At 37.9% G+C, this 26,277-nt stretch carries 23 protein-coding genes; 10 read left to right on the top strand and 13 right to left on the bottom strand.

The features are described 5' to 3' along the window. The first annotated feature begins 112 nt into the window (after positions 1-112). Entirely contained in the window at positions 113-1,747 is a 1,635-nt protein-coding gene (locus tag BN8061_RS10180; RefSeq protein WP_154662306.1) for an LIC_10190 family membrane protein, read from the top strand. A gap of 96 nt (positions 1,748-1,843) precedes the next feature. On the opposite strand, the gene BN8061_RS10175 is transcribed toward BN8061_RS10180, so the two are convergent. From BN8061_RS10175 to BN8061_RS10160, 4 genes are all read right to left on the bottom strand, one after another. Beyond that, a complete protein-coding gene (locus BN8061_RS10175; RefSeq protein ID WP_068599003.1) occupies positions 1,844-2,644 on the bottom strand; it encodes a glycoside hydrolase family 25 protein in 801 nt (266 codons plus the stop codon). Positions 2,645-2,691: 47 nt separating this feature from the next. After that, a complete protein-coding gene (locus BN8061_RS10170) occupies positions 2,692-3,060 on the bottom strand; it encodes a DUF1573 domain-containing protein (RefSeq protein WP_068598998.1) in 369 nt (122 codons plus the stop codon). Between the two features lie 110 nt (positions 3,061-3,170). Next, positions 3,171-3,626: a thioredoxin family protein gene (locus BN8061_RS10165; protein ID WP_068598997.1), complete on the bottom strand. Its 456-nt coding sequence runs from the start codon at positions 3,624-3,626 to the stop codon at positions 3,171-3,173. Between the two features lie 12 nt (positions 3,627-3,638). Continuing rightward, positions 3,639-5,693, bottom strand: coding sequence for a TonB-dependent receptor plug domain-containing protein (locus BN8061_RS10160; protein ID WP_068598995.1), 2,055 nt, complete (start codon positions 5,691-5,693; stop codon positions 3,639-3,641). Between the two features lie 98 nt (positions 5,694-5,791). Between BN8061_RS10160 and BN8061_RS10155 the strand changes: the two genes are divergently transcribed. Both BN8061_RS10155 and BN8061_RS10150 read left to right on the top strand, forming a co-directional pair. After that, complete coding sequence (locus BN8061_RS10155; protein ID WP_068598993.1) at positions 5,792-6,454, top strand: metal-dependent transcriptional regulator; 663 nt, start codon at positions 5,792-5,794, stop codon at positions 6,452-6,454. An 81-nt stretch (positions 6,455-6,535) separates the two neighbouring features. After that, positions 6,536-9,157 (top strand): valine--tRNA ligase, encoded by a 2,622-nt coding sequence (locus tag BN8061_RS10150; RefSeq protein ID WP_068598991.1) that lies wholly within the window; start codon positions 6,536-6,538, stop codon positions 9,155-9,157. A gap of 79 nt (positions 9,158-9,236) precedes the next feature. Here the strand turns inward: BN8061_RS10150 and BN8061_RS10145 are convergent, their stop codons facing one another. The 7 genes from BN8061_RS10145 to BN8061_RS10115 all read right to left on the bottom strand — a co-directional run bounded on the left by BN8061_RS10145 (position 9,237) and on the right by BN8061_RS10115 (position 14,799). Beyond that, complete coding sequence (locus BN8061_RS10145; RefSeq protein ID WP_068598988.1) at positions 9,237-9,971, bottom strand: SIMPL domain-containing protein; 735 nt, start codon at positions 9,969-9,971, stop codon at positions 9,237-9,239. A gap of 23 nt (positions 9,972-9,994) precedes the next feature. After that, positions 9,995-10,600 carry a thiamine diphosphokinase gene (locus BN8061_RS10140; protein WP_068598986.1) on the bottom strand — a complete coding sequence of 202 codons (606 nt, stop codon included), beginning with the start codon at positions 10,598-10,600 and terminating at the stop codon, positions 9,995-9,997. Then, the gene (locus BN8061_RS10135) at positions 10,601-11,167 is read right to left on the bottom strand and encodes a cob(I)yrinic acid a,c-diamide adenosyltransferase (protein ID WP_068598985.1); all 567 of its coding nucleotides are present in this window, start codon (positions 11,165-11,167) and stop codon (positions 10,601-10,603) included. Beyond that, positions 11,164-12,402 carry an MFS transporter gene (locus tag BN8061_RS10130; RefSeq protein WP_068598984.1) on the bottom strand — a complete coding sequence of 413 codons (1,239 nt, stop codon included), beginning with the start codon at positions 12,400-12,402 and terminating at the stop codon, positions 11,164-11,166. The genes BN8061_RS10135 and BN8061_RS10130 overlap by 4 nt, the downstream gene beginning before the upstream one ends. 130 nt (positions 12,403-12,532) lie before the next feature. Further along, positions 12,533-13,531, bottom strand: coding sequence for an acyl-ACP desaturase (locus BN8061_RS10125; RefSeq protein ID WP_068598982.1), 999 nt, complete (start codon positions 13,529-13,531; stop codon positions 12,533-12,535). Positions 13,532-13,536: 5 nt separating this feature from the next. Further along, positions 13,537-14,277, bottom strand: coding sequence for a lysophospholipid acyltransferase family protein (locus tag BN8061_RS10120; RefSeq protein WP_068598980.1), 741 nt, complete (start codon positions 14,275-14,277; stop codon positions 13,537-13,539). 81 nt (positions 14,278-14,358) lie between these two features. Continuing rightward, positions 14,359-14,799: an META domain-containing protein gene (locus tag BN8061_RS10115; protein ID WP_068598978.1), complete on the bottom strand. Its 441-nt coding sequence runs from the start codon at positions 14,797-14,799 to the stop codon at positions 14,359-14,361. A 114-nt stretch (positions 14,800-14,913) separates the two neighbouring features. Between BN8061_RS10115 and BN8061_RS10110 the strand changes: the two genes are divergently transcribed. From BN8061_RS10110 to rmuC, 3 genes are read left to right on the top strand one after another with little or no spacing between them, the layout of a single operon-like run. Beyond that, the gene (locus BN8061_RS10110; protein ID WP_068598976.1) at positions 14,914-15,783 is read left to right on the top strand and encodes a cupin-like domain-containing protein; all 870 of its coding nucleotides are present in this window, start codon (positions 14,914-14,916) and stop codon (positions 15,781-15,783) included. An 18-nt stretch (positions 15,784-15,801) separates the two neighbouring features. After that, positions 15,802-16,509: a DsbA family oxidoreductase gene (locus tag BN8061_RS10105; protein ID WP_068598974.1), complete on the top strand. Its 708-nt coding sequence runs from the start codon at positions 15,802-15,804 to the stop codon at positions 16,507-16,509. A gap of 56 nt (positions 16,510-16,565) precedes the next feature. Next, entirely contained in the window at positions 16,566-17,897 is a 1,332-nt protein-coding gene (gene rmuC / locus BN8061_RS10100; protein WP_068598972.1) for a DNA recombination protein RmuC, read from the top strand. On the opposite strand, the gene BN8061_RS10095 is transcribed toward rmuC, so the two are convergent. Both BN8061_RS10095 and tsaD read right to left on the bottom strand, forming a co-directional pair. Continuing rightward, entirely contained in the window at positions 17,894-18,604 is a 711-nt protein-coding gene (locus BN8061_RS10095) for an RsmE family RNA methyltransferase (protein WP_068598970.1), read from the bottom strand. The genes rmuC and BN8061_RS10095 overlap by 4 nt on opposite strands. Beyond that, entirely contained in the window at positions 18,604-19,623 is a 1,020-nt protein-coding gene (gene tsaD / locus BN8061_RS10090) for a tRNA (adenosine(37)-N6)-threonylcarbamoyltransferase complex transferase subunit TsaD (RefSeq protein WP_068598968.1), read from the bottom strand. Before tsaD ends, BN8061_RS10095 begins: the two co-directional genes overlap by 1 nt. A gap of 57 nt (positions 19,624-19,680) precedes the next feature. Here tsaD and BN8061_RS10085 point away from each other — a divergent pair, with 57 nt between their 5' ends. The 4 genes from BN8061_RS10085 to BN8061_RS10070 all read left to right on the top strand — a co-directional run bounded on the left by BN8061_RS10085 (position 19,681) and on the right by BN8061_RS10070 (position 26,138). Then, the gene (locus BN8061_RS10085) at positions 19,681-24,336 is read left to right on the top strand and encodes a translocation/assembly module TamB domain-containing protein (RefSeq protein ID WP_154662305.1); all 4,656 of its coding nucleotides are present in this window, start codon (positions 19,681-19,683) and stop codon (positions 24,334-24,336) included. A 208-nt stretch (positions 24,337-24,544) separates the two neighbouring features. Continuing rightward, positions 24,545-25,015 (top strand): Lrp/AsnC family transcriptional regulator, encoded by a 471-nt coding sequence (locus BN8061_RS10080; protein WP_068598955.1) that lies wholly within the window; start codon positions 24,545-24,547, stop codon positions 25,013-25,015. Positions 25,016-25,043: 28 nt separating this feature from the next. Continuing rightward, positions 25,044-25,745, top strand: coding sequence for an NUDIX hydrolase (locus BN8061_RS10075; RefSeq protein WP_068598953.1), 702 nt, complete (start codon positions 25,044-25,046; stop codon positions 25,743-25,745). A gap of 9 nt (positions 25,746-25,754) precedes the next feature. Continuing rightward, on the top strand, positions 25,755-26,138 hold the full coding sequence (locus tag BN8061_RS10070) for a hypothetical protein (protein ID WP_068598951.1): 384 nt from the start codon (positions 25,755-25,757) through the stop codon (positions 26,136-26,138). Positions 26,139-26,277 lie beyond the last annotated feature (139 nt).

Genomic DNA, 26,277 nt, shown 5'->3' with positions numbered 1-26,277 from the left:
AACATTCGGCGTTGATTTTATCAAAAATTTGGGCAATTTTACTCGTCTAAAGCACATGAAATCAAACCAAAAATTTATTTTGCCCAATGATCAAATTGGCTAACTTTACTCGGTGATTTTACAGTTATTTATCTATCTTATCGTTTTTTTTGTCTGTTTAGGATATGGTGACGCATTGCAACAAATTATCGGGCAGAAGAGTCGTAATCTAGCCATCCAATTCATTTTTGGTATACTGTTGCTTGCGACGGTTTTCTTGTTGTTGGGGTTCTTTGTTCCTTTAGACGAAAGGGTAGAAGTGCCTTTGTCCATCGCTGGTCTTGTGCTCAGTTGGATTTATAGAGAGTCAATTTACAGGGCAATGCTCAATATCAAACCAACAGTAGTTTTTTACATCATGTTGGGATTTACCTTGTACTTTTCAGTTCAAAAACCAATTTTATACGACCATTATTCGTATTATCTCCCAACGGTAAAATATTTGAACCAATTGGGCTTGGTAAAAGGTATTGGAAATTTTGAATTGGTGCTTGCTCAGACGAGTTTGTGGCATATTTTGCAGGCAGGATTTGATAATAGTTTGGATGTTTATTTTGGGCTCAACGGCGTTTTGTTAGTTGTATTTTTGATTTACACTTCAACAGTAAATGAACAGCGACTTTATCTTTTTATACCCTTTTTTCTCTTGCTTTGTAGCAGTTTGTCTACCGATTTGCCTGTCTATATTTTGAGTCTAATTTGGTTTCATCAAATGCTGATCAATCGCAATCATTTTTCTTTTTGGATGACTTTTTCGGTCTTTATTTTTTGTATAAAACCTACGGCATTTATCTTGATTCTCGCTGTTTTTGGGTTGTATCTGATGCGAAAACTAAAGTTTGATGTACGAGATTTTAGCTTTGCAACGTTTTTGGTTTTGCTTCATTTTTTCAAGCAAATTTGGTTGTCGAGTAATCCTTTTTTCCCCGTAGGATTTTTCAATATTCAGCAGTGGTCATGGTCGATCCCTGTAGAAACTTACCATTTGTCTGGTCTATATGGTCGGTACAATCCGCTTTCTGGTTATTTTGGTTGGCAAGAAGTAATGGAGATGTCAACTGTAGAGTATTACCGCAACGTGATGCTCAATGCTGGTGAAACGTCTTTTTTGCACCTTTGCACCTTGCTGTTGATGATAGGTTGTATTTTTTTGACTTATTACAAAAAGCATTCGATTCTTTTATTTTTGAGTGTGATGCTTTTGCTGAAAACAATTGTTGTCTTACTTGTTTCGCCACAATATCGATTGAATTTGGATGTGTTGATTCTGAGTTTATTCATGCTGATTTATTTAAGCAGAATACGTACGCTCTGGATAAATTTGAGTTTGATGGTTGCGGTGTTTGGAGTTCTGGTTGTGATTTTTTCACCCGTGCCGAAATTGCAAAAATGGACGCAAACAAATCGTTTCAACACCTCTTTTCGTAAATTTTGGTTCGAGCCTTATCAATTTCAGTCTAAGGTATATAGCTTAGAAAAAATTGAATTAAATGGTACACATTATTTTTACGTTAATCGCCAATTGTTGGGAAATTATCCTGTGAATACGCTGAATTATTATATTCTAAAAGATTGGTATCAAACAGGTTATTATGCCGTGCCGATTGAATCAGAAAACTTGAAGAAAGGTTATCAATCGATTCCAATAGACGAAAAAATAGCATCGCAACTCGATGAACTGTTCAAAAAACAGCCTCAATTCCGCTGATCGAGACTTTTCTGATACTTGTTTTTCAGGTTGTTCAACGCCTTATTTTTATGCTTAAAGCTTATAAACTTGCCGATTCTCATTAAATCCGAAATTTTATTTAAGGGTATTTTCATCAACAGTCAAATTGTCGAGGTCGTAAATATTCCCGTTGAAGATGTTGAGGTCAACCTTTGTTTTGATTCCGTTTACCGTACCTTTTTCAGAGAACTGCCAGAAATTCCAAGTCGGTTCGGGCGATTTTATCCAAAAATTATAATTTGCAATCCAGCGAGGATAATCATAGAATTCTTTTTCTAGGAAATGTTTGTAATAATTATCGGATGAATAAATGATTGGGCGAACGCCGTAATAATCTTCTATTGCAGTCAACCATTTTTTCAGTCCAGAACGTAAACTGTCCATCGATTGCGTCGTTGGTCTCTCTTCTATATCCAAAACAGGAGGGAGGTCACCGGCTTCGAGTTCTACTTTCGAGATGAAGTTCAGAATCTGAAGATTCGAATTTTCGTTGGGTCGATAATAATGATAAACACCTCTCGTAAAACCCTGTTTTTTACTCAATTTCCAATTTCTATCAAATTTTTCATCCTTTCCATCCGATCCCATTGTAGCCCTGATGATTACAAAATTGATTGGAAATTGATTGTTGATTTTGTTCACTTTACGCCATTGAATTTCGCCTTGGTATTGCGATATATCAATGCCAAAAACTTTGTCTCGATGACTATTCAACAACTCCAAATTGTGGATATCGTAGTCCATGAGATGTTGATTGGAAGAGCCAGTATTCCTGAGAAAAACAATCAAATACAAGCCCATAATCAAGCAAAATACGACCACAATGGTGTAGAGTACTTTTTTGGTATTTTGGTTATTTTTTTTCGATTTAGGCATAAAAAAATCTCGCTTTATGCGAGATTTTAAAGTTATAAATTATTTTTTTAATTTACAGCAGTACCTTTCACTCTGAAAACTTTTCTTGGCGAAGCCGGGTCGTTTGAATAAACCGTAACCGTTTTATTGAAAGCTCCAGAAGTAGTACCCGAGTTGTATTCTACATCGATTTTACCTGTTTTACCTGGCAAGATTTCTTCTTTGGTGAACGAAGGAACTGTACACCCGCAAGATGGTTGAACTCTTTCGATTTTCAACGGTTTGTCGCCTGTGTTGGTCACCACAATTTGCGCCTTATTTTTGGTATTTACTTTTACTTCACCAAATTCTATGTTGTCTTTATCCAACGATACTGTTTGTGCAGATACGTTTGCAAAACCAAAAACTAAGCCAGTTACTATTAATAATTTTTTCATTTTACGATTTTTTCTTTATCAAATGTATAAAAAATTCTTAGAAAATTTTCTTAATGATGTTATAAAATTCAAAATTCGTTCCAAAAAAAATCTTTAATCGTTGGCTATGCTTATCGGTTTGAATTATTGTTTAAAATTTCGTGCAATTTATTGGGTGCTAAATATCCAGTATAACGCCATTCTATCAGAAGGTCTATTGACAGCATCACCCAAAAAGGGTAGGCAACAGATTCATTTTCTTGCAAAAAAGCCGCTACCAAACTGTGCGTTTTATGAAGCGGATAAGAAGGATTTGGCAGAAAATCTCTTTGCAGAAAATGGTAAGTCGTATTGCTTTCGGCATCGAGTTGTAGATAATAATATTCGTTTTCTAACATCTCTAAAAGCTGGGGATTTTGCTTTATTTTTTTGTTCTGCAACAAGCAATAGCCGCACCAATCTGTCGAAAATTGTATGATAATGGGCTTAGGATTTTGAGCAAAGGCAGCGTTCAATTGTGCTAAATCCTGTTGTGCATTTGCCCAAATCATCCCAAATAGAGTAATGAGGAAAGTGATGTTTTTCATCCTACAAAATAACTAAAATATGGTATAACGAATTCCTGCAAAGCCTCTAATTCCTTGCATTGGTGTATAGCTATAATCGTTCGGTTCGAAGATGACATCGGTTCTGCCTGGAGGAGGAGTTACCCCATTTCCGGGTTCACCGAATGGATCCCACCAACGAGCAATCGCATCATTTTTCGGTAATACATTGAAGAGGTTTTTAGCTCCGAAATAAATTTCTAAGCCTGAAGCCATTTTTTTGGTAATCTGTAAATTAGCTATCAACGTGCTAGGAGAATATTCGGGTCTATAATCATTTTCTACACGAGGTAATCTCATCGGACCATTGAAAACACCGGTGAAATCAACTGAAAATCCTTTTCGGAAAGTGTAAGAAGCCAAGAAATTTCCCGACCATTTTGGCGCATGATATTGTACTTCTTTTTCACCTTCTTCTTTGGCAAAAACATCCATGTAAGTTCCGCCAAGCATTAATTTGAGGGGAAATTCGAAGGCTGCTTCAACATTCAGAGAAATACCTTGCGAGATAGCATGTCCGTCTAAATTATCGTATATAATTTTTGTCTGATCGGTGTCGGTATCGGCAATAATTTTATTGGTGAAATATGAATAGAAAGCAGTTAAATCAAAATTCAATCCGGCAAAATTTGTCGGTAGTTTGAATACATAATTTAGGTTCCCATTGTATGATTTTTCAGGTTTCAGTTCGTTCTCAAAAACCACAGTTCTTGCGCCTGTTAATGCTCGGTGATCTTCTGTGAAGACGTTGACAACACGGAATCCTGTACCAAAACTCGCGCGCAAAGTGTGGTGTGGATTGGGTGAGAATTTATAAGCCACTCGCGGAGAATGAATACTTTTGTGGGTTTGATCATAATCATACCGATAACCTAAAAGCAATTTATTTTCAGGGTTCAAAGTCCATTCATCTTGTATAAAAATTCCGAAAATCGGGGTTTTATTTGGATTGTTTTTTAGGAGATTATCGTGCTCATCATACCAACCGGTTCCACGTGTATCATCGTCATAATAGGTGTATTTGTAGGATGCACCCAAGAGTAAACTGTGTTGATTGATGGTTTTGTCCCAATAGGTTTGTCCGAAAACAACTTGTTGTTTGGCCTGATAAGATTCGGGGCCGTAAAAAGAATTCTGCTGATGCCAGTTGTAAGAAAATTGTGAAAATATTTTTTCTTTGGTTGGCCATTGATACATCCCAATTGCTTCTACCCGGTTTGTCATAATACTTTCGCCATATACTTCTTCGCCTCCACGATGAAGTTTCCTTTTCCAATTTGTTTCACCGCCCCAGCGATCCTCATACAAATAGCGCAAAGCCAAACTTGCTGTTTTGTTTTCAGGTCTTTGCAACGTCCATTTATTGAAAACCGAAATGCGATCTTGAAGTGTGACATCGGTGAAACCGTCGTGGTTATTGTCTTTTCTTTCTCCGAATTTGAAATAATTAAAACCCAATAAACTATGAGCTTTTTCGCCAATATTCGCTTTGAAACCTCCGTCAATATTGGTTTCTAACCAAGTTGTGGTAAAGGCATCAAGACTAAGCGTTGGTGCTGTGCTTGGGTTTTTGGTAATAACGTTTATTATCCCACCCATCGCCTCTGTACCGTACAAGGAAGAAGCAGGACCTTTGACAACTTCTATTCTATCGACTAAACTATTCGGAATTCCACTCAAACCATAAACCGTAGAGAGTGAAGAAACAATTGGCATTCCGTCAATCAAAACCATGGTGTATGGACCTTCCATCCCGTTGATGTGGATGTCGCCCGTGTTACAAACATTGCAATTGAGTTGTGGTTGCACACCATTGATTAGCTGAACAGCATCGAAAAGAGAAGGGGTAGGATTTTTTTTGAAAAAAGCTGGTGTATAGATTTCAATGGGTACCGGACTATCCGATTTTTTCATCGGTTTCATGGTTCCTGTAATCACTACTTCATCGAGATTATTGTTGTCGTTTTCTGGAATCGTATCCATAATCGGCTCTTGTGCAAAAACAAACGCGCCGAAAAGTAAAGAAATCGGAATTGAGTAAAACTTCATATTTATTATTGTAAAATTAAATTATTAGACAAATCTAACAATTATTATTTAATAAACTAATAATGGTAAATGCAAATTGTTATTTTTATCTTTGTTTCATGAATTCATCAATCGAAGAAAACTACCTAAAAGCCTTATTTCATTTGTCGAAAAATGGAGTAGAAGAGGTGGCTGTGAAAGAATTGAGTGAGTGGCTCAATATTAAAATGCCAACGGTAAATAGTATGATGAAAAAGTTGGCCGAAAAAGAATTGGTATATTATACCAGTTACAAACCTTTGAGGTTAACCCAAAAAGGATTGATAAAAGCTGCTTTAATTGTTCGTAAACATCGATTAACCGAAATGTTCTTAGTAGAGAAAATGGGCTTTGGTTGGGAAGAAGTCCATGAAGTTGCCGAGCAAATAGAGCATATACAGAGCACTTTATTTTTTGACAAAATGGATCAGATGTTAAATTACCCAAAAATCGATCCGCACGGCTCACCAATTCCAGATAAGCAAGGAAATTTGATCCCGTTGAATTATAATAAACTATCTTCTATACCTTGCGATACCATTGTACAAATAGTGGCGGTAACCAATTCTTCAGAAGATTTTCTAAAATTCCTCAATTCAAAAAACATTCAACTCAACGACCAAATCAAAGTTTTGGCAGTAGAAGCCTACGATGGAACGATGACGATAGAAATCCTGAAAAACAACAAAAAAGAAGTCTTTAGCCATCAAGTAACCTCAAGTTTGTTGGTCAGTGAAAAATAAAAAAACCATCCTACCGAAAAAACAACATAAATATCTATTTTTACACTCGCAATCTTAGAATTTAGAAAGAAAAACAATTACATGGAAATAGCATCTAAATATTCTCCCCAAACCGTAGAAAAAAAATGGTATAAGTATTGGTTAGAGCATCAATATTTTCGTTCTACACCAGATCACAGAGAACCGTACACCATCGTTATTCCGCCACCCAATGTTACCGGAGTTCTGCATATGGGACATATGCTAAACAACACTATACAAGATGTACTGATACGCAGAGCACGCATGAAAGGCTACAATGCTTGTTGGGTGCCAGGGACCGATCATGCTTCCATTGCAACAGAAGCAAAAGTGGTTGCCAAACTCAAAGAACAAGGCATCTCTAAATTTGATATCGGCCGCGAAAAATTCTTGGAACACGCTTGGGATTGGACCCATGAATATGGCGGTGTCATCTTAGAACAACTGAAAACTTTGGGCGCATCGTGTGATTGGGATAGAACGCAATTCACTATGAACGAAAGCTTATCCAAAGCGGTGCAACAAGTGTTTGTGAACTTGTACAATAAAGGACTCATCTACCGCGGTTATCGCATGGTAAATTGGGATCCAGAAGCTAAAACTAATATTTCTGACGAAGAGGTAATTTATAAAGAAAAAAACGGGAAATTATACCATCTCAAATATCAGGTAGAGGGAACCGATCAATATATCGTTGTAGCAACTACGCGCCCAGAAACTATTTTTGGTGATACAGCAGTATGCATCCATCCAGAAGATGAACGTTACCAATGGCTAAAGGACAAGGAAGTAATCGTACCGATTGTCAACCGAAAAATAAAAATTATTCAAGACGAATATGTCGATTTAGAATTTGGTACAGGTTGCCTAAAAGTAACACCAGCACATGACCATAATGACTATAATTTAGGAACAAAACATAATCTAGATTTTATTGATATTTTTACCGATGATGCTAAACTCAACGAAAACGGTTTGCATTATCAAGGAATGGACCGATTCAAAGTTCGAAAAGAAATTGAAAAAGAATTAGAAGAAAAAGGCCTCCTCGAAAAAGTAGAAAATTACACCAATAATGTAGGAACTTCAGAACGCACAGGAGTCGTTATCGAACCAAAAATTTCTGATCAATGGTTTCTGAAGATGGCCGATTTGGCCAAACCTGCATTGGATAATGTAATGAATGATGTAATAAAATTTCATCCGCCAAAATTCAAAAATACCTACCGCAATTGGATGGAAAATATTACCGATTGGAATATTTCTCGACAACTTTGGTGGGGACATCAAATACCAGCTTATTTCTACGGTGAAGGTAGCGAAGATTTTGTGGTTGCCATGACGCCAGAAGAAGCCTTGACCTTGGCACGAGAAAAAAACAATAATCCCGAGTTGAACTTGTCTGACCTAAAACAATCTGATGATGTTTTGGACACATGGTTTTCATCTTGGATCTGGCCATTTTCGGTTTTCGATGGTATCAATAATCCAAACAACGAAGAAATTAATTATTACTACCCAACGCAAGATTTGGTAACGGGACCAGATATTATTTTCTTTTGGGTAGCAAGAATGATCATGGCAGGCTACGAATTCTTAGACGAAAAACCTTTCGAAAATGTCTATTTTACAGGAATCGTAAGGGATAAATTGGGTAGAAAAATGTCTAAATCTCTAGGAAATTCACCAGATCCCATAGCCCTGATGCAAGAATACGGAGCAGATGCTACACGCATGGGAATGTTGCTCACCGCTCCAGCCGGAAACGATTTGCCGTTCGATGTAGAATTGTGTTTACAAGGACGAAATTTCGCCAATAAGATTTGGAACGCTTTCCGATTGATAAAAGGTTGGGAAATAGATGAAAATTGTCAACAATCTTCTACCCAAGCCACCGCAATTACTTGGTTCGAAAACCGCTTTCAACAAGCCTTTGCAGAGATCGAAAACAATTACAACCAATACCGCTTGTCAGACGCTCTGATGAGTATTTATAAATTGATTTGGGACGATTTCTGTTCGTGGTATTTAGAAGTCATCAAACCAGCCTTTGGTGAACCAATTGACCGTAAAACATACGAGGCAACCATTAGTTTTTTAGAAAATGTTCTCAAAGTGTTACATCCGTTTATGCCTTTTCTCACCGAAGAAATTTGGCATTTGATTGCAGAAAGAACAAAGGAAGAAGCCTTGATAATTACACAATATCCGGCAGTAACGACTTTCGACGAAACGGTTATTAGAGTTTTCGAAAATACCAAAGAAGCCACCACAGCAATACGAGGCTTGCGATCAGAAAAAGGAATGTCACCGAAAGAAGCGTTAGAGGTTTTTGCCGACGCACAAGCAACGAGCGAAATTTATGTTGATGTATTTTCTAAATTAGGAAATGTTGCTAACTTCAATACAGCTGAAAAACCCGAAAAAGGTTTCGGATTCCGTGTGGGTACATTAGAATTTATGATTCCGATGTCGGATAAGATCGATGTGGAAGCTGAGCGTAAAAAATTACAAAAAGAACTGGAATACAATCAAGGGTTTTTGAATTCTGTACGTAAAAAATTATCAAACGAAAAATTTGTGAACGGTGCACCAGAGCAAGTAATCAACACTGAGCGCAAAAAAGAAGCCGATGCCTTAGCCAAAATTGCTCAGATCGAAGAACAATTAGCAGCGTTATAAACTTTTGCAGATTCAATTCTTTTTACCATCATAAAAAAATCCATCAGCCATGATGGATTTTTTTGTTTTTTGGGTAATATTATTTTGCTTGATAACTCAGTCTTACGGTGATGTTCGCTGTTTTGGCACGCGATGTGGTGTTGAATGCGCCACCATAAGAATAATCCTCGTTAGAATTTTGCCCTGTGATTTGAAAGATTCCTAAGTCGGCATTTCGTAAACTTCCGAGAGACGCTTTCGATTCAGAGGCAATATTTTCGGCGCGTTGTCGTCCGTTTTCTGATGCTTTTTTTATCAGTTCCAACTTCAAATCTTCTAGTTTGCTGTAATAATAACTTGGCTGACTAGAGTTGAGCTCTATACCTTGTGAGATGAGGTCGGTGATCTCTCGTGATACTTTTTCAATCCGGTCTATTTCTTTAGATTCTATGGTCACAAATTGCGTCAATTCATAGCCCGTAAATTCTCGGTAAGATGAACCGTCTTCTCGGGTGATGTAATTGAAATCTCGGTTGATTTGCACGGCATCAAAGGTAATTTCATTTTCTTTTATTCCCTTGTTTTTTAGGTAATTCAGCACGGTAACTTTGTCACTATTCAGGGCTTCGGAAGCCGTTTTCAGGTCGTAATCTTTTTTCATAAAACTCCCGCTCCAGACAATCAAATCCGACTCAAAATCTTGTTTGGCATTTCCGACCACATTGATTCGGTCTTGTGATTTGTATTTATACTTGTAAGAACTGCCCAAAAACAATGCAGCTAAAATGATGGCTACGGCAGCAATAGCAGAGGTGATGATATAATAGTTTTTCATTTTTATTGGATTTAATTTATGGTTTAATCATTCATTACAAAAACAATCAGGTCGCCAGATTCGTATTCAATGGTTACCCGATCTTCGGTGGCAACATTGCGTGTGCCGATTCTGTTTAAAATATTCAATGATTCATACGACAAAGGATATGCCAAACCTTTGGTCACGATATTGGTAGCTTCTGGAAAAGGGTAGAGTGAGATTGTTCGATTTTTATATCCGTCTAATTCGAGTTTTTTATCTGCAAAGAAATAATAACTGTAATTATCAAAAAAAATTAAAGTCATTTTGTCTTTGAAACGATAAGCACCCGAAAGATTTCCTAAAAAATGATCTTGTTGCCTTCCGCTTGCTCCGTAGACATGAACCGTCTCGGCGCCTTTGGTGTATAGGATTTGCAAGGCTTTTTCGAAATCTGTAAAATTTTGGTCTGGGGTCGAAATAATTTCTATTTCCTCATTATTTTCGTCTACGACACCAGAATCAAAGTCACCAGAAATAATGTCGGGATCGATGCCCCAAATCGAAAGGTAATGCAAAGCTCCGTCTGTGCAATGGATATAGTCGTATTGTCGAAGGTCTATCTTGAAATTTGGCGGTTCACCATTTATGAATAATGCAACTTTCATTTATTCTCCAGGTATCCATTTTACTTCTTCGATTCCATCTATTTTAGCCAAAGCTCTAGCCAAAGTGAAAAGATAGTCTGACAAGCGATTGAGGTATTGAGCTAGTTCGACCCGAATCTCCTCCACTTCTCGCAAGGCAACCGTGATGCGTTCTGCTCGTCTGCAAACAGTGCGTGCAAAGTGTGCTTGTGCAGAACAAAGGCTACCGCCAGGCAAGATAAAATGAGTGAGTGGTTCCAAACTTTCTTCAATCTCGTCTATCCAATGTTCCAATTTTTCGATGTCAGCAGTTTCGATAACGGCACTCAAGCGAGGTTTACCATTGGCAAGCATCAGTTTCTCTACTGGTGTTGCAAGCTCTGCTCCAAGGTTGAATAAGTCTTTTTGTATCACAATCAGTTGGTCTATATACGAATCCGGAATGGCATAGCTACGCACAAGGCCAATGACAGAATTCAGTTCATCGACAGTGCCGTACGAATCAATTTTCAAATTGCTTTTCGACACTTTGGTTCCGCCATACAAGCTGGTAGTTCCCAGATCACCTGTTTTGGTATAGATTTTCATATCGTTGTTTTTTGTTTCGAATTGGTAAACAATTTAGGAATAATTAAATAAAATCCTATCGCTGTGAAAAGAAGCATGATAGCACTTCCGAACCATAAGATATCGAATCCGTATCGATCAGCGATATAGGTACAAAGGGTTGGCGCAATGATAAAAGCCAGCGAAAAAGACATTCCGTTGAGTCCCATATAGGCTCCTTTGTTGTAAACGCCAGAGCGCATTGCAGTCACCGTAGACATGAAGGGGAGCGCTAGAATTTCGCCCACACTCAAAAAAATCATACTCAGAAAAATGAAAATCAAAGAATGATCGATTCCAATAAAAGTGTAAGAAAGAGCAGAGAGTATAGAACCTCCTGCAATGATTTGAGTGACGGTAAATCTTTTTTCGGTATAATGAACCAAAATCATCTCCAACGACACCACCAACAGACCATTAAAGCCCAAAATTAGACCGATGACAGTAGGCGAGAGTTGTGCCACTTCTCGGTAAAAAAGTGGAAGAGTATTGAAAAACTGAAAAAACGCAATACTGAAAAAGGTACAAAATAGGCAAAACGCTATGAAAATCCAGTCGCGATAAGGCGAGCGTTCTTTTTGTTTCAAGATTTTGATGTCAACCGATTCGGCCTGTTCGGTCGAATTTTTGTGTTTTTTATTTCGGAAATAGAAATAATATACCAAACCTGCTAAGAGATAGGTTAATGAATTGAATATGAATAGAAAATCATATGAAATCCCCGATAAAATTCCGCCCAAAGAAGGGCCAATCGAAAATCCGAGATTGATCGCCATTCGATTGAGCGAGAAAGATCGGGTAATATTCTTAGGCTTGGCATGTTTGGTAATGGCCACCGAATTGGCAGGTCGGAATGTTTCGCTTATAATGCTCTGTATCAAGATAATGAGTGATATGCTTTCGAATGATTTGAAAAAAATCAACAGTAGAAACATGGGGGCACTTAGAAACAAACTCGTGGTCTGCACCTTGAATTCACCCAATTTATCGGTTAGCCAACCGCCAGCATAGGATCCGATGACCGATCCAATACCAAAACAACTCAAGGCAAAGCCAACTTGTTGAAAACTGAATCCTAAAACATCGGTCATGTAAATTCCCAAAAAAGGTAAAACCATAGAGCCAGCACGATTGATGAGCATTACCACGGCGAGCATCCAAGATTCGTTGGACAAGCCTTTGTAGGAATTAATAAAAAGTGACGCTATTTTTTTCATTTTTTATGGATAGGTAGGAGATGAAATTCACCTGTTCTTGTTGATTTGTTTATAAAATTATGCAAAATATAAAAAAATGTGATTATCCCCGAAGCGAAAACCACATGATTTTTTTGATGGTACAAGGCTTTTAGACCGTTGCCGGAATCAACCATTTGAATTGTGGTCCATGTTCAGGAATTCTAATTCGTTCAGAAATTCTTCTCATTCGACTTGGGAATTTCATGATGAAATCACGTGCTTTTTCTGCCTCTGGCGTGAGCCCTGTGATTTGGTCTATTTTCCACATTCCGATTAATTTTTCCATAATATCGATATAGTCAAAAGCTGTATATACACCTAATCGCTGAGCGGCATCGGAGAATGGCTCGAATAGTTTACCGATCGCATCGCCCGATTCTCTGAGAAAATGCGCAGGCATCACAATTTTTAGTTTGAACATGTATTGTACTGCCAACATCATTTCGCTTGCGTCTACCTCGAAGATTCTTCTCACAAATTCGCAATAGGCTAGGTGGTGACGCATTTCGTCGCCTGCAATTATTTTGCACATTTTGGCAATGTTTTTTGCTCCGTATTGTTTCGCAATTCTGGCTACATTGTTGTGAGAAATGTATGTCGCTAACTCTTGAAAACTCGTGTAAACAAAGTTTCGGTAAGGATCGTGCGACGTCCCAATATCAAATCCGTCGTTGATCAAATGGTGTGTAGATATTTCTACTTCTCGCATATTGATTCTTCCAGAGAGATACAAATATTTATTCAAAATATCGCCATGTCTGTTTTCTTCACCTGTCCAATGTCTTATCCATTTTGCCCAGCCATTTTCTTGGTATTCGCCGTCTTGGCGATGCACACCGTCTAGTTGCATCAACCATGATTCGTACGTTGGTAAGGCTTCTTCTGTAATGGTATCGCCAACTAATGTTACCCAAAAATCATCGGGTAAATCTTTAGCCAATTCTCGCAGTTCTTTTATTTCGTCGTAGAAATTATCACTTTGCGAATCGGGTAGAAAATCTGAGGGTTGCCAAATCTTTTCTACCGGAATCAGGTATTGATCCATGTATCGATCTACGTCTTTCTCGATCAACAACATGACTTCTTTTCTTACATTATAGATAGACATTGTTTTTAGTTTTTTGGGTGAATAATTTTACTTTTGATCACAGATTCGGTTTGGTTTAATAACTCATCAAAATCTGTCCCAGAAATGACAATGGGTTCATGACAGTCTAAGGTGATGCTGACGCCTAAATTCATCGGGAAGTTTCGCTGTTGCATTTTCCAAGAATTGTTGAGCGTGATGGGAACTATATAGCCGTTGTTGGCATATTTGGTAAGAATTTTCAGTCCACTTTCTTTGAAAGGTTTCGGTATTCCATCTTTGCTTCGAGTCCCTTCGGGAAAGATGACAGCAGCATAATTATTCTTTTTGATGTATTGCGCCAAAGCTTTGATTCGTACCAAGGATTCTTTTGCATTTTTTCGATCGATGAGGATAGAGCCTCCTTTTTGTAAGTTGTACGACACCGAAGGAATGCCTTTGCCTAATTCTTTTTTACTGATGAATTTCGGATGAAATGATTCTAAATACCACTCGATAGGTGAAATATCGTACATGCTTTGGTGGTTGGATACAAATACGATGGGCACATTTTTGGGGATTTTTTCTTTGCCCGAAAAGCTGTAAGAGGTTCCCAATATTTTGGTGCATTGCATCAATGTCCAATTCATGGCTTTTACACTGTTGTGATGACCTTGATAGCCAAATAAATGGTATGCTATCATCTGGATAACATGAAATAACAACAAAGTGAAACCAAATGCTATGTAAAATATGATGGTAAGTGGATATGAAATTATAGACTTCAAGAAATTTTTTTTCCTACAAATGTAGCTCAAATTGGGATATGGATGCAGAAAATAACAAAATAACAGCAATTTATTTTGCTGTTATTTCTTCATAAATTTCAATACCGTTTGCTGATTCGAGTCGAGTAAGGTCAACGTATTGCCTTTGATTGTATAACTCGTCACCGAATTGAATGCAGATAAAAAAGCATCTTCGTTTACGCCCTCGCAGTACATTTTTGTAGAGGCTGCATTTCCAAAGCTAATATGATTATTGCTAGTGGTGAAACTTCCGAAAATGTTGTTGCAACCAGAGTTTCCTGTAAATTTTTTGGTTATCGGTTCAAAAGTTATGGCTGGTGTTTTCGAGGGGAATGCTTCATTCATTTTATGACCTTTGATGTCGGTCAATGTCCACGAGCCAAATAGCGAGAGATTGGTGGTCTTTTCTTGGTTGTTTTCTGCTTGGTTGGTTGTAGCACAAGAACTCAGTCCGAAAGCCATTAAACCTAAACTCAAAATACCAATTTTAATATTTTTCATTATCATCAAGTTTTATAATTTTTTTCTAGAATGTTCAAATTGTAAGCCAAAAACAATATTTTGTGCGGTAAACTGTTTATATTTTTATACTTTTAATCCAGAAAATCTACATTTATGATTTTAGAAAGGGTAGAAGAAGTCGATGCTATTTCCAAGGAAGATTTTATACAGCAATATCGTAAAAAGCAAATTCCGTTGCTCATTAAAGCTTATGCCAAACAATGGCAAGCCTTTGATAAATGGAATTTCGATTACATAAAAGCTAAAACTAAAGGGCAAGAAGTTCCGATATACGACAACAAACCTGCAGATGCCAACAAAAGTTCTGATGCTCCTGCTACATACATGAAGATGGACGAATACCTCGACGAAATCCAGACATCGTCTAGCGATAAACGCATTTTTTTCTACATCATCACCGATCGTCTACCCGAATTGTTGAAAAATTTTACTTATCCAGATCTCGGGATTAAATTTTTCAAACGACTTCCTACTTTGTTTTTTGGAGGCAATCAGGCACATGTTTTGATGCATTATGATGTAGATATGAGCGATTTCGTTCATATCCATTTCGAGGGGAAAAAACGAATTTTGTTGTTCGACCAAAAGCAATCTCAGGCTCTGTACAAAGTTCCACTTTCGGTGCACACCATCGAAACCATCGATTACGACCATCCAGATTACGAAAAATATCCTGCTCTGAAAAATGCGAAAGGTTTCGAAGTGATGATGGAACATGGCGATTTGTTGTACATTCCCAAAGGTTGGTGGCATTATAATCGGTATTTAGAGCCAGGTTTTTCGATGTCGTTGCGAGAGATGCCAAGTCCAGTGCGGTTGAGTAATTTTCTGGACATGTTGTATCATGTCTTTATTATGCGCTATACCGATAAAATTTGTCGAAAAATTGGCAAAGAAAAATGGATCAAATACAAACAAGAATGGGCTTTTCGTCGATCAGAGTCGAGAAAATATAAAAGTTAATTTATAATAAAAAATCAGATGAAAATAGAAATTTGGAGCGATGTGATGTGTCCTTTTTGTTACATCGGCAAACGACATTTCGAAGAGGCTTTGTCGAAATTTGACAACCAGAATCAGCTTGAAATCGAGTGGAAGAGTTTTTTGTTGGATCCAACGATTCCAGCAAATTCTACAGAAAATCAAATCGATTATTTGGTTCAGCGTAAAGGAATGAGTCGTGAGCAAGTTGCGACAATGCTCGCCAATATAACGCAAATGGCAAAAGATGCAGGTTTGAATTTCGATTTCGAAAAAATCATCACGGCAAATTCAACCCAAGCCCATCGATTGATTCAGTTTGCCAAAACCAAAGGGTTGGCCGATGAATTGAAAGAGCGATTGTTCGAGGCGTATTTCACCGATGGGAAAAATATTGCAGACCCAAAAATCCTCACAGAATTGGGAGTGGAAATAGGCTTGGACAAAGAAGAATTGCAAAATGCTTTTGATGATGAAATCTATCTGTACCAAATGAAACAAGATATTCAAGAGGCCCAAAATATTGGCGTGCGCGGAGTTCCGTTTTTTGTTTTCGATAGAAAATATGGCATCTCAGGAGCGCAACCAGCTGAGGTGTTTTTAGAAACTTTAGAAAAATCTTTCGGTGAATGGAAAGAGAAAAATCCATCGATTGAACTCCAAAATTCCAAAGGTTTCAGTTGCGATATTAATGGTAATTGTGATTAAAGTTGTATTTTAAATTATTGATTATAATATATTGATTTTTAATTTTCTATGTTTTTATGGTTTGGATTTATTTATGCATATTCTTGTTGATTGTTTTACTCGCAATTGCATTTTATTGGTTTTTCAGTAAAAAAACAAATCAGGCAACAGATTATCATTTGATAGAGTTCAACAAAATTCAATCGTCTTTGACCAATTTCGATCAATTGTTACGCACCGAATTTTTGCATAATCGTACAGAACTCAGTCAAAATCTGAATTCTTTTGAAGAGAAATTTCAATACCATATCAAAGAACTCAATGCGTTGCAACGCGAAAAGTTTTTGGATTTGAATGCCAAACAAGAGCAAATCCGTATCGAAAACGAAACCAAACTAGAAAAAATAAGAGAAACCGTCGAAAGAAAACTCACGATTCTTCAAGAAGATAATCACAAGAAATTGGAAGAAATGCGCCAAACCGTTGACGAAAAATTACAATCGACCCTCGAGAAGAGATTCAATGATTCGTTTACCATTATCAGCGAACGTTTGGAGTTGGTGCACAAAGGTTTAGGTGAAATGCAAACGCTTGCCAATAGTGTCGGCGACATCAAAAAAGTAATGACCAATGTAAAATCGAGAGGAGTTTTGGGTGAATATCAATTAGCGAATATTTTAGAAGATTTGCTCACCAATGAGCAATACGAGAAAAACGTAAAAACCAAATCCAACAGCGGAGCAATTGTAGAATTTGCCATCAAAATGCCGAATCATCAAAACCTCGAAAAAGTATTGTGGTTGCCTATCGATTCCAAATTTCCAAAGGAAGATTATGAAGCGCTAGTCGATGCATACGAAGAAGGAAATCTTGAACGAATAGAACAGCTGAAAAAATCTTTTCGTACGGCGATCCTCAAAAATGCTAAGGACATCAGAGAAAAATACATCGATCCGCCCAATACAACAGAATATGGGATTATGTTTTTACCGTTTGAGAGTTTGTATGCAGAAGTATTGCGAATTCCAGGATTGTTCGAACAAATCCAAAAAGAGTACAAAGTTACCATTACAGGTCCCACAACCTTGAGCGCATTACTCAATAGTTTGCAAATGGGTTTCAGAACCTTGGCAATCGAGAAGCGAAGCTCGGAAGTTTGGGATTTGTTGAGCGTGGTGAAAACCGAATTTGTGAAATTCGGAACTATTTTAGAAAAGACCAAAAAGAAGCTACAAGAAGCCTCGAATACCATCGATCATGCAGGTGTGAGAACGCGAGCAATCGAGCGAGAATTGCGAAAAATACAAGAATTACCCTCATCTGAAAATCAAAAAAAGATTGCGCAAAAACTCAATCAAAACGCTGGTTTTGAACAAGATGAGTGGAGCGAAAACGACGACAAGCCTTAATCGCTCAAACTCCAATCGGTTGCAAATACCGCCTGCAAAGCAGCTGTTTCTGTACGAAAGCGTTGATGACCTAGGCTGATTCCTGTGAAACCGTTGCTTTCTGCCAAGGCAATTTCTTCGTTCGAAAAATCACCTTCTGGGCCGATCAACAACACGATATTATTGGGTTTTGATTGCAGTAATGTCTTGTAAGAAATTCGGGTCACAACAGTTTGGCAATGGGCAATGCAACGCGTCGCCTCTTCGAAATTTTGTTTTATAAAATCGTTGAATTTTACCATATCGTTTACCTTGGGTAGATAGGCTTTGAGCGATTGTTTTGCTGCCGATTGTACGATTTTTTCTAGGCGTTCACGTTTGATGGTTTTACGCTCAGAATGAAAAGTTTGCAAAAATGTAATTTCATCTATCCCAATTTCGGTTGCTTTCTCCAAGAAAAACTCCAGGCGTTCTATGGTTTTGGTAGGAGCAATGGCGATATGCAGTTGATAGTTTTTCTTTTCGAATTCTCGCTTGATGTTCAAGACTTTTCCTTCAACTCTTTTTTTGGTAATCGAATAGATTTCGATTTCGGCCAAACTTCCTTCGCCATCGGTAACATGCACGATGTCGCCTTCTTTACCCCGAAGAACTTTGGCAAAATGATGACTTTCTTCTTCGTTGAGGTAGGCTGTTTTTTCTACGATTTCACCAATAAATAATTTCATTAGAATGTATATTTTGGAGTTGAACGATCGGTAATTTCACCAAACAAGCCACGTTCATATTTCAGTTGTCCCACCATGGCAATCATCGCTGCATTGTCTGTGGTGTACTCAAATTTCGGGATGTATGTCGTCCAGTCGAGACTCTTTTCAGCTTCTTTCAATCGCGCTCTAATTTCCGAATTTGCCGAGACGCCGCCAGCAATGGCAATCTGTTTTATACCGAAATCATCACTTGCTTTTTTCAATTTCTCCATCAAAATTTCTACAATGGTATGTTGTATAGAAGCACAAATATCTAAGATATTCTCTTCGATGAAACGAGGATTTTCTTTGGTTTCTTTTTGAATGAAATAAAGAATAGCCGTTTTGAGTCCGCTAAAACTGAAGTTGTAGCCATCTACTTTTGGTTTCGAAAATATGAAGCGATTCGGATTTCCTAATTTTGCTTTCTGATCGATGATTGGTCCCGCAGGATAGGGGAGATTCAAGATTTTACCCGCTTTGTCGAAGGCTTCGCCAGCGGCGTCGTCTATGGTTTCTCCAATCAATTCAAAATCAAAAAAATCATTCACTTTGATGATTTGCGTGTGTCCGCCACTGATGGTAAGGCACAGAAAAGGAAAAGTAGGTTTACAATCATTCGCATCTTCTATGAAATGTGCCAGAACATGGGCTTGCATGTGATTGACTTCGATAAGCGGAATATTGAGCGATAGGCTCAAAGATTTAGCAAAACTGCTGCCGACCAAGAGAGAACCCATCAATCCAGGACCGCGAGTATAGGCTATTGCTTTGAGCTCTTTTGCGGAAATCTGCGCTTTTTTCAGAGCCTGATCGATCACTGGGACAATGTTTTGCTGATGCGCGCGAGAAGCCAATTCGGGAACAACTCCACCATAATTTTGATGAATTTCTTGGTTGGCAACAACATTGGAGAGAATTTTGCTGTTGGCAATAACTGCAGCACCAGTGTCATCGCACGAAGATTCAATGGCAAGTATCATGTTTCTAATTTGCATTTCGTAGGACAAAAAAAATAATTATTTTTACGGTGCAAATATCGAAATAAAAAAGCATTGAAAATAGTAAGAAGAATAGGAAGAGTGATTTTGGTGTTATTCATCGTCATACTTACGTTGATGTTGTCGCTCACCATAGCTATTCAAATTCCGGCTGTGCAAACTTGGGCAGCGAAAAAAGCAGTGGTCGAACTCAACAAAACATTCCATACTCAAATTGCACTGGAGAGTGTTGATATAGATTTTTTTGGTCGAATCTATCTCAATGGTTTGAGCACCAAAGATGATCGCGGTTTGGAGTTCTTACAGGTAAAACAGATGGAGACGAGCATGAATATTTGGTCGTTGCTCAACAATCTCGTCATCAACAAAGAGAATAAAATCGATTTGGATGAAATACAGTTGAACGAACCAAAATTTCAGATCATCACCTATAAAGGAGATTCGATTGCCAATCTTATGAAATTCATCAATTCATTTTCGAGTAAAGAAGAAAAAGAACCTTCGCCCTTTACCTTGGACGGAAATCTGATCATAAAAAATGGTGAATTGTTGTTGCGCAACGAAAACAAATTGCCACAAGATCAGGTTTGGGTAGATGCAAAAAAATTGAATGCAGACATCCGAGATTTTTCTATGGTCGATGGCGATATCACGGCAGATGTGAAACAATTAGCGTTCGAAACCATGCGAAGAGGTGAACATTATGTGGTGAAAAATCTTTCGGGGAAGGCGGTTTACAACCAAAAAGAAATTCGAGTAGACGAGCTTTCGTTGCAAACCAATGATTCGAATCTGAAAGGCGATTTGCTGTTGGATACTTCTGCCGAAAACGCATTGAGCGATTTTGTGAACAAAGTCGTTTGGAATGCAGACATACAGAATGGTTCGTATGTTAATTTCAAAGATATTCGCTATTTTGCTACAAATTTCGATAAAAATTCAACAGTTCATATTTTTGGTAAAGTTTATGGCCCATTGAACAAAATGGTTTTTACCAATTTGGAATTGGTTGGTGAAGATAATTATATTGCTGCACGTAACCTTCAGCTGACCAATATGTTGGATGGTGATTTGCGAATGAATAGCAATCAATTGAAGGTGCGAACATCTTATCAGAAACTCAAAAAATTATTGCCCACTTTCATCGCCAGCAATTTACCAGTATTCATCGATCGATTTGGTTCGATGAATTATGATGGGAATATCGACCTCGACCCGCAAAATATTTTGATCAAAGGGAATGCTATTACCGGTTTGGGAAGAGCCAATATCAATGCGTTGATCTCTAATTATTCTGATTCGAAAAATTTGCGATACAAAGGTACAGTTGATGCCAACAACCTCAATTTGCGCCAAATTACAGAAGTAAAAGATTTAGGCTACACCTCTGGACGTTTGAACTTTGATGGTGTAGGCACAGATTTGGCCAACATCAAACTCGATGTCAATGGGAAATTAACCTATCTTGATTTGATGGGAAAACGTTATCAAAATCTTACCGTGAACGGTTTGTTGAAAAATTATACCTACAATGGAAAATTTCTTATCAACGACCCGCACCTAAAAGCCGATTTTGACGGTCATATAGACTTTAGCGGTAAACCGTATCGATTAAACTTTGATACCACACTCAATTACATCGACCTCGATTATTTAGGTTTAACCAAGAATATCGGAGCTATAATTAGAGGAGTGCTGAAAGGCGATTTCTCGCTTACCAACCTCAATGATTTTGTAGGAACTTTAGCCATACACGATGTGTATTTCCGTTCTAAAACCGATACTTTGAATGTCGCTTCGGCTTTTATAGATTCTAAAATTTCTAATGGAATTAAAAACCTAAACGTCAATATTCCAGAATATATACAAGGAGAAATCAACGGACGCTTTGTCCTGACCGAAATTGCAGATGCCGTAAACAATACCTTGGTGCCGATCGTGCCATCGTTCAGAGCAAAACAAGTTTCGCCCAACCAAGAATTCACGGTAGATTTACTCATCAAAGATAACATTTTAGCCTACTTCAATCCAGATATTGTTATTGCGCCAGACACTTCGGTGAAGGCGTATATCAATAGCGACCAAAATACATTTCAGGCAAATATAGACTCCGATGCTATCGCATATGGCAATATTAAAGCTTATAATGCCTTGTTGAATTTGGACACGACAGTAGACGAAAATATGATCAATGCAAAGGTCGATAGTTTGCTCATCAATACCATAGCGGTAAGAGAAATCGATATCAATTCGATTCCTAAAAACGACACGTTGATGATCAACGCCAACTTCAACGTAGGCGCCATCGACAACCCGATGAAATTTGATCTGAATTTATTCCATACCTTACAAGACCGTCATATTCTAGAATTTGGTTTTGCGCCTTCTACTTTCAACTTAGAAGAAACCGTGTGGACCATCAATAAAGAAAATTCACCCGATACCAATAAGATAATCCTCGATATGAATACCAAACGCATGACCGTAGAGGATATCTCGCTCAATTACGCCAATCAGCAATTATTGGTAAGTGGTGTTTATAATAATAATGAAGATTTCAAATTCGACGGAAATTTCCAAAACTTGGTACTGTCGCAGCTTATTCCGAAAGATCTTTTGAAAGGCATCAGTGTAGATGGTGTTGCCAATGGTGACGTGAATGTGATACGAACCCATAACGAATTGAAACCTACCTTGGCGATGACCATCGATAATCTAGAGCTGAATGAATACCAATTAGGAAATTTGGCTCTCAATGGTGGTTACAACAATGTGCAAAATGTGTTTGATGTGGAGCTATCTTTGGAACAAGGTCTGATACAGTCGTTGTACATCAACGGATTCATCGATAACAATCCAGAAACGCCTGAGCTGAATTTGGTTGCCAACTTCGACGATTTCAATATCGGATTTGTTGAAGGATTTTTATCGTCGGTTTTTGCGAATATGCGAGGAGCCATTTCGGGCGAAGTCGATTTTACTGGTAAAATTACCGAGCCAAATTTCGAAGGCGATATGCGCGTACGAGATTTAGGCTTCAAATTCCTATACCTCGGAACCGATTACCTCTTTGCAGGTACCAATACCATTCACGTAGCCAAAGAAGGTGGCAGTCAAGGTACGATAATGCTCGATAATATTACCTTTACCGATACATTTTATAAAACAAAAGGTTTGGTTGATGGCGCAATCTTATTCAGAGGTTTCTCAGAATGGTTCCTCAACTTGTCGTTCACATCGAACAATTTATTGGTCATGAATACCACCATGAAGGACAATGACTTGTTCTACGGACGAGTGTTTGCCGATGGATATTTCGATATTTTCGGACCCGTTGCAGGTTTAGATATTGTAGCAAGAGCTGATATCAAAGAAAATTCTGAGCTCACCATCAATACCAGTAGCACAGTAATTGAACAAGAAAAGAAACGTTTGGTTCGTTTTGTACCCGAACAAGATATCGAAGAAGTGCCAGAAGAAGAACGTACGGCACCAAAAGGAATGTCGATCGACATGTTGGTGAATGCTTATCCTACCGCCAAAATCAACTTGGTACTCGATGCCGCGACCAACGATATGGCAACCGCTCGTGGTACAGCAGAAGGTTTGAGTGTGAAATTGGATAACGCTGGATTCAATATCGATGGAAATTATGTCATAGAATCTGGAACCTACAGTTTCAGACAATCAGGAATTCCATTGCTCAACAAAGACTTTAGCATACGCAAAGGAAGCAGCATCAATTTCTCTGGAAATCCGTTAGACGCCAACCTCGATATTACCGCCGTTTACGAGCGTACAGTTTCGAATGTGGGAGAATATTTAGGTGTGGGGCTGTCTCAACTATACGATGTACAATTAATCATCGAAATTCAAGAAAACTTGAGTAGTCCGGTAATCAATTATGGTATTGAGATTCCGCGCGGTAGTTCGGATATGAATGCCCAGTTGGCATCTCGATTCTCCAACAATCCAGACGAAGAAACAATGCAATTCGTCTATATTTTGATGACTGGTAAGTTTGGTAACACCGCCACCCTCACCTCGAGCTTAGAATCGGGATTGATCGATAGTGGAGCCGATTTGGGGCTGTCGGCAATCGCCGGCGCGCTCACCTCGTTGTTGGGTGGTGTAGAATTAGACATTCAATACATCGACGGTTCTGATCAAAGTTATACCAACGACAAATTGCGGTATTCACTCTCGTACCAAATCAACAACCGTTTGCGTATTTCGGGGTCTTATGGTATGGCAGTAACCAACGAATACCAAGAGAATTTTGATGGGAATATGAATTTGCAATACGATATTTCTCGTCTGAACAATGGTTCGCTTATGCTCAATGCGTTTACGCGCCCAACAACCTTTGGTGTACAGGCCGGAAACGTCAATCAGCTCAACCAGAGTTTTGGTGCGGGGATTTCATACAACACCTCTTTCGACACGTTTGGTGAGGTTTTCAAACGTGTAAGAGGAGATGAGCGAAAAGAACAAATCCAAGATTCTGTAAATTTTATCAACGATTTACGAACTAAAAAAATAAATAATCCTACCAATATTTCAGATTCGGTTTACCTCAAATTTCAGTTGGATACCTTGGTCAATGAGCCAAAACCGTTATCGTTTCGCAAGGCAGATTCGCAAGAAGTAAGCGACAAAAAGTATTTAGAAAATAAAAAATCTAAACGAAATGGTTTGGTGCGATTCTAATAAAAAAAAGAGTTTATTGAATATGAAAATCAATAAACTCAAGCAAACAAACAAAAGTGAAAGCTCATCAGAACTTTGTGAAAAACAAAGCTAAAATATTAAATATATCATATAATGTTTTTTTGGATAAATAATACATTTATTTATAATTTTGCTAAATAAATCAATTTTATTTATCATATTAATAATAAAATCAAAAAACACTAAAATGAATTATTTAATTGATGAAGTTGACAAAAAAATACTCATGTTTCTGATCGATAATACACGAATGCCATTTACCGAAATCGCTAAAAAAATGAATGTTTCTGCCGGAACAATTCATGTTCGGGTGAAAAAATTAGAAGAAGCAGGCATCATAAAAGGTTCTACCTTAATCATCGATTACGAGAAAATGGGGTATCAGTTTGTGGCGTATGTCGGAATCCTTTTGACTAAAACCAACAAAACCCAAAAAGTAATAGACGAATTGTACAAAATTCCGAACGTTACCGTAGTGCATGTGGTTTCGGGCAAATACAATATTTTCTGTAAAATAAGAGCCAGAGACATCTCTGATGCTAAAGAAGTAATCTACAGAATAGATCAGATAGACGACGTATTGCGCACCGAATCTACAATCTCTCTAGAAGAATCATTCAACGATAAGAATCGTTTGATGCATTCGATTTTCGAGTGATTTTTCTATAAAAAAATAACATTTCGTCATGACCGAGGAAGAAAGAAAACGCTATTTCGACATCGCGATGAGTTCGGCTTTGGTTTTATTCGGATTTGATGGAGAGGACCTCAAAATCCTCATTTACCGCAAAAAAGATGAACCGTACCAAAACGCTTTGTCTTTGCCGAGTAAATATGTTGCGCCAAACGAAACCAACGAAATGATCATTCGCGAAATGTTGCACGAACGCATCGGGATCAATCCTCAAAATTTGTATATCGAGCAGCTCAAGGCATTTGTGAAAGTGTTTCGAAATCCGCTGGGTAGAGTAATCAACGTAGCCTATTATGCCCTTCTAAAGCTAACGCCAGAAATAGAAATACAGGTCGCAGAGCGTGGTGGCGTTTGGGTGAAATACAACGATATACCAGATTTGGCATTCGATCATAACGAAATTGTAAGCTACGCCAAAGAACGGATAAAGCGTCGGGTAAAACGTAGACCAATCGGATTTAATTTGTTGCCCAAAGAATTTACAATTGCACAGTTGCAAAGTTTGTACGAAAAAGCTTTGGATAGAGATTTGGATAAACGTAACTTTAGAAAAAAGATTTTCAATTCGAATTTGATCTTCGAAACCGGTAACACAACCGACCCAAAAGAACATCGAAAAATAGCAAAATTGTATAGCTTCGATGCCGAAAAATTTGAAAGGTTAAGTCTCAAAGGATATGATTTCCTTTTTTAAAATTATTATATGGAAAAGAAAAGAACAGTTTGGTTCAATGTATTGATGGTCATTATGTTGCTTATTTTGGCAAGTTTGCTGTATCGAGGTATCATGTTGTATGTAACCAATGATTATCTCTTTAGAGATTTCCTCAATGTCGAGGCGCCAGAAATGCCCAGTTGGTATCCTATTACGACCATTATTTTTGCTATCATCAGTCTGGTTGGTTTGGGGCTCACCTATATGTACCGCAAAATTGGAGTTTATTTAGTATTAGGTTCACTTTTTCTAGCTACTTGTGTTCAACCAGAATTCATGCCCGATGGCACATTGCTTACGCTTTTTGCCTTGTTTTTCTTTTTCGGATATGGCTTAGCGATCCTTTATCCGCATTGGAAAACTTTTAAATGATATAAAAATAAGTACAAATAAAAACGCCTCGAAAGCAGTTCTATAAAAAACAAATTCGTGTCAGCCTAAGAGAAAAGCTTGGGCTGACATTTTTTTTTGAGAATTGGACTTCTTTTTTCTTGCTGAATTTTCATCATAA

Source organism: Vaginella massiliensis (assembly GCF_900089075.1).
In the GTDB taxonomy this organism is placed as follows: Bacteria; Bacteroidota; Bacteroidia; order Flavobacteriales; family Weeksellaceae; genus Weeksella; species Weeksella massiliensis_A.
The sequence above is the reverse complement of the archived record's forward strand: the minus strand, read 5'-3'. Positions and strand labels throughout refer to the sequence as shown.

What these genes read in the sequence shown, in the direction of transcription:
- BN8061_RS10135 (WP_068598985.1), bottom strand. Translation starts at nt 11,167, where the DNA reads ATGAAAATCTATACCAAAACAGGTGATCTGGGAACTACCAGCTTGTAT.
- BN8061_RS10095 (WP_068598970.1), bottom strand. Translation starts at nt 18,604, where the DNA reads ATGAAATTATTTATTGGTGAAATCGTAGAAAAAACAGCCTACCTCAAC.
- BN8061_RS10150 (WP_068598991.1), top strand. Translation starts at nt 6,536, where the DNA reads ATGGAAATAGCATCTAAATATTCTCCCCAAACCGTAGAAAAAAAATGG.
- BN8061_RS10170 (WP_068598998.1), bottom strand. Translation starts at nt 3,060, where the DNA reads ATGAAAAAATTATTAATAGTAACTGGCTTAGTTTTTGGTTTTGCAAAC.
- tsaD (WP_068598968.1), bottom strand. Translation starts at nt 19,623, where the DNA reads ATGCAAATTAGAAACATGATACTTGCCATTGAATCTTCGTGCGATGAC.
- BN8061_RS10160 (WP_068598995.1), bottom strand. Translation starts at nt 5,693, where the DNA reads ATGAAGTTTTACTCAATTCCGATTTCTTTACTTTTCGGCGCGTTTGTT.
- BN8061_RS10115 (WP_068598978.1), bottom strand. Translation starts at nt 14,799, where the DNA reads ATGAAAAATATTAAAATTGGTATTTTGAGTTTAGGTTTAATGGCTTTC.
- BN8061_RS10070 (WP_068598951.1), top strand. Translation starts at nt 25,755, where the DNA reads ATGGAAAAGAAAAGAACAGTTTGGTTCAATGTATTGATGGTCATTATG.
- BN8061_RS10080 (WP_068598955.1), top strand. Translation starts at nt 24,545, where the DNA reads ATGAATTATTTAATTGATGAAGTTGACAAAAAAATACTCATGTTTCTG.
- BN8061_RS10175 (WP_068599003.1), bottom strand. Translation starts at nt 2,644, where the DNA reads ATGCCTAAATCGAAAAAAAATAACCAAAATACCAAAAAAGTACTCTAC.
- BN8061_RS10145 (WP_068598988.1), bottom strand. Translation starts at nt 9,971, where the DNA reads ATGAAAAACTATTATATCATCACCTCTGCTATTGCTGCCGTAGCCATC.
- rmuC (WP_068598972.1), top strand. Translation starts at nt 16,566, where the DNA reads ATGGTTTGGATTTATTTATGCATATTCTTGTTGATTGTTTTACTCGCA.
- BN8061_RS10165 (WP_068598997.1), bottom strand. Translation starts at nt 3,626, where the DNA reads ATGAAAAACATCACTTTCCTCATTACTCTATTTGGGATGATTTGGGCA.
- BN8061_RS10105 (WP_068598974.1), top strand. Translation starts at nt 15,802, where the DNA reads ATGAAAATAGAAATTTGGAGCGATGTGATGTGTCCTTTTTGTTACATC.
- BN8061_RS10125 (WP_068598982.1), bottom strand. Translation starts at nt 13,531, where the DNA reads ATGTCTATCTATAATGTAAGAAAAGAAGTCATGTTGTTGATCGAGAAA.
- BN8061_RS10075 (WP_068598953.1), top strand. Translation starts at nt 25,044, where the DNA reads ATGACCGAGGAAGAAAGAAAACGCTATTTCGACATCGCGATGAGTTCG.
- BN8061_RS10110 (WP_068598976.1), top strand. Translation starts at nt 14,914, where the DNA reads ATGATTTTAGAAAGGGTAGAAGAAGTCGATGCTATTTCCAAGGAAGAT.
- BN8061_RS10140 (WP_068598986.1), bottom strand. Translation starts at nt 10,600, where the DNA reads ATGAAAGTTGCATTATTCATAAATGGTGAACCGCCAAATTTCAAGATA.
- BN8061_RS10155 (WP_068598993.1), top strand. Translation starts at nt 5,792, where the DNA reads ATGAATTCATCAATCGAAGAAAACTACCTAAAAGCCTTATTTCATTTG.
- BN8061_RS10130 (WP_068598984.1), bottom strand. Translation starts at nt 12,402, where the DNA reads ATGAAAAAAATAGCGTCACTTTTTATTAATTCCTACAAAGGCTTGTCC.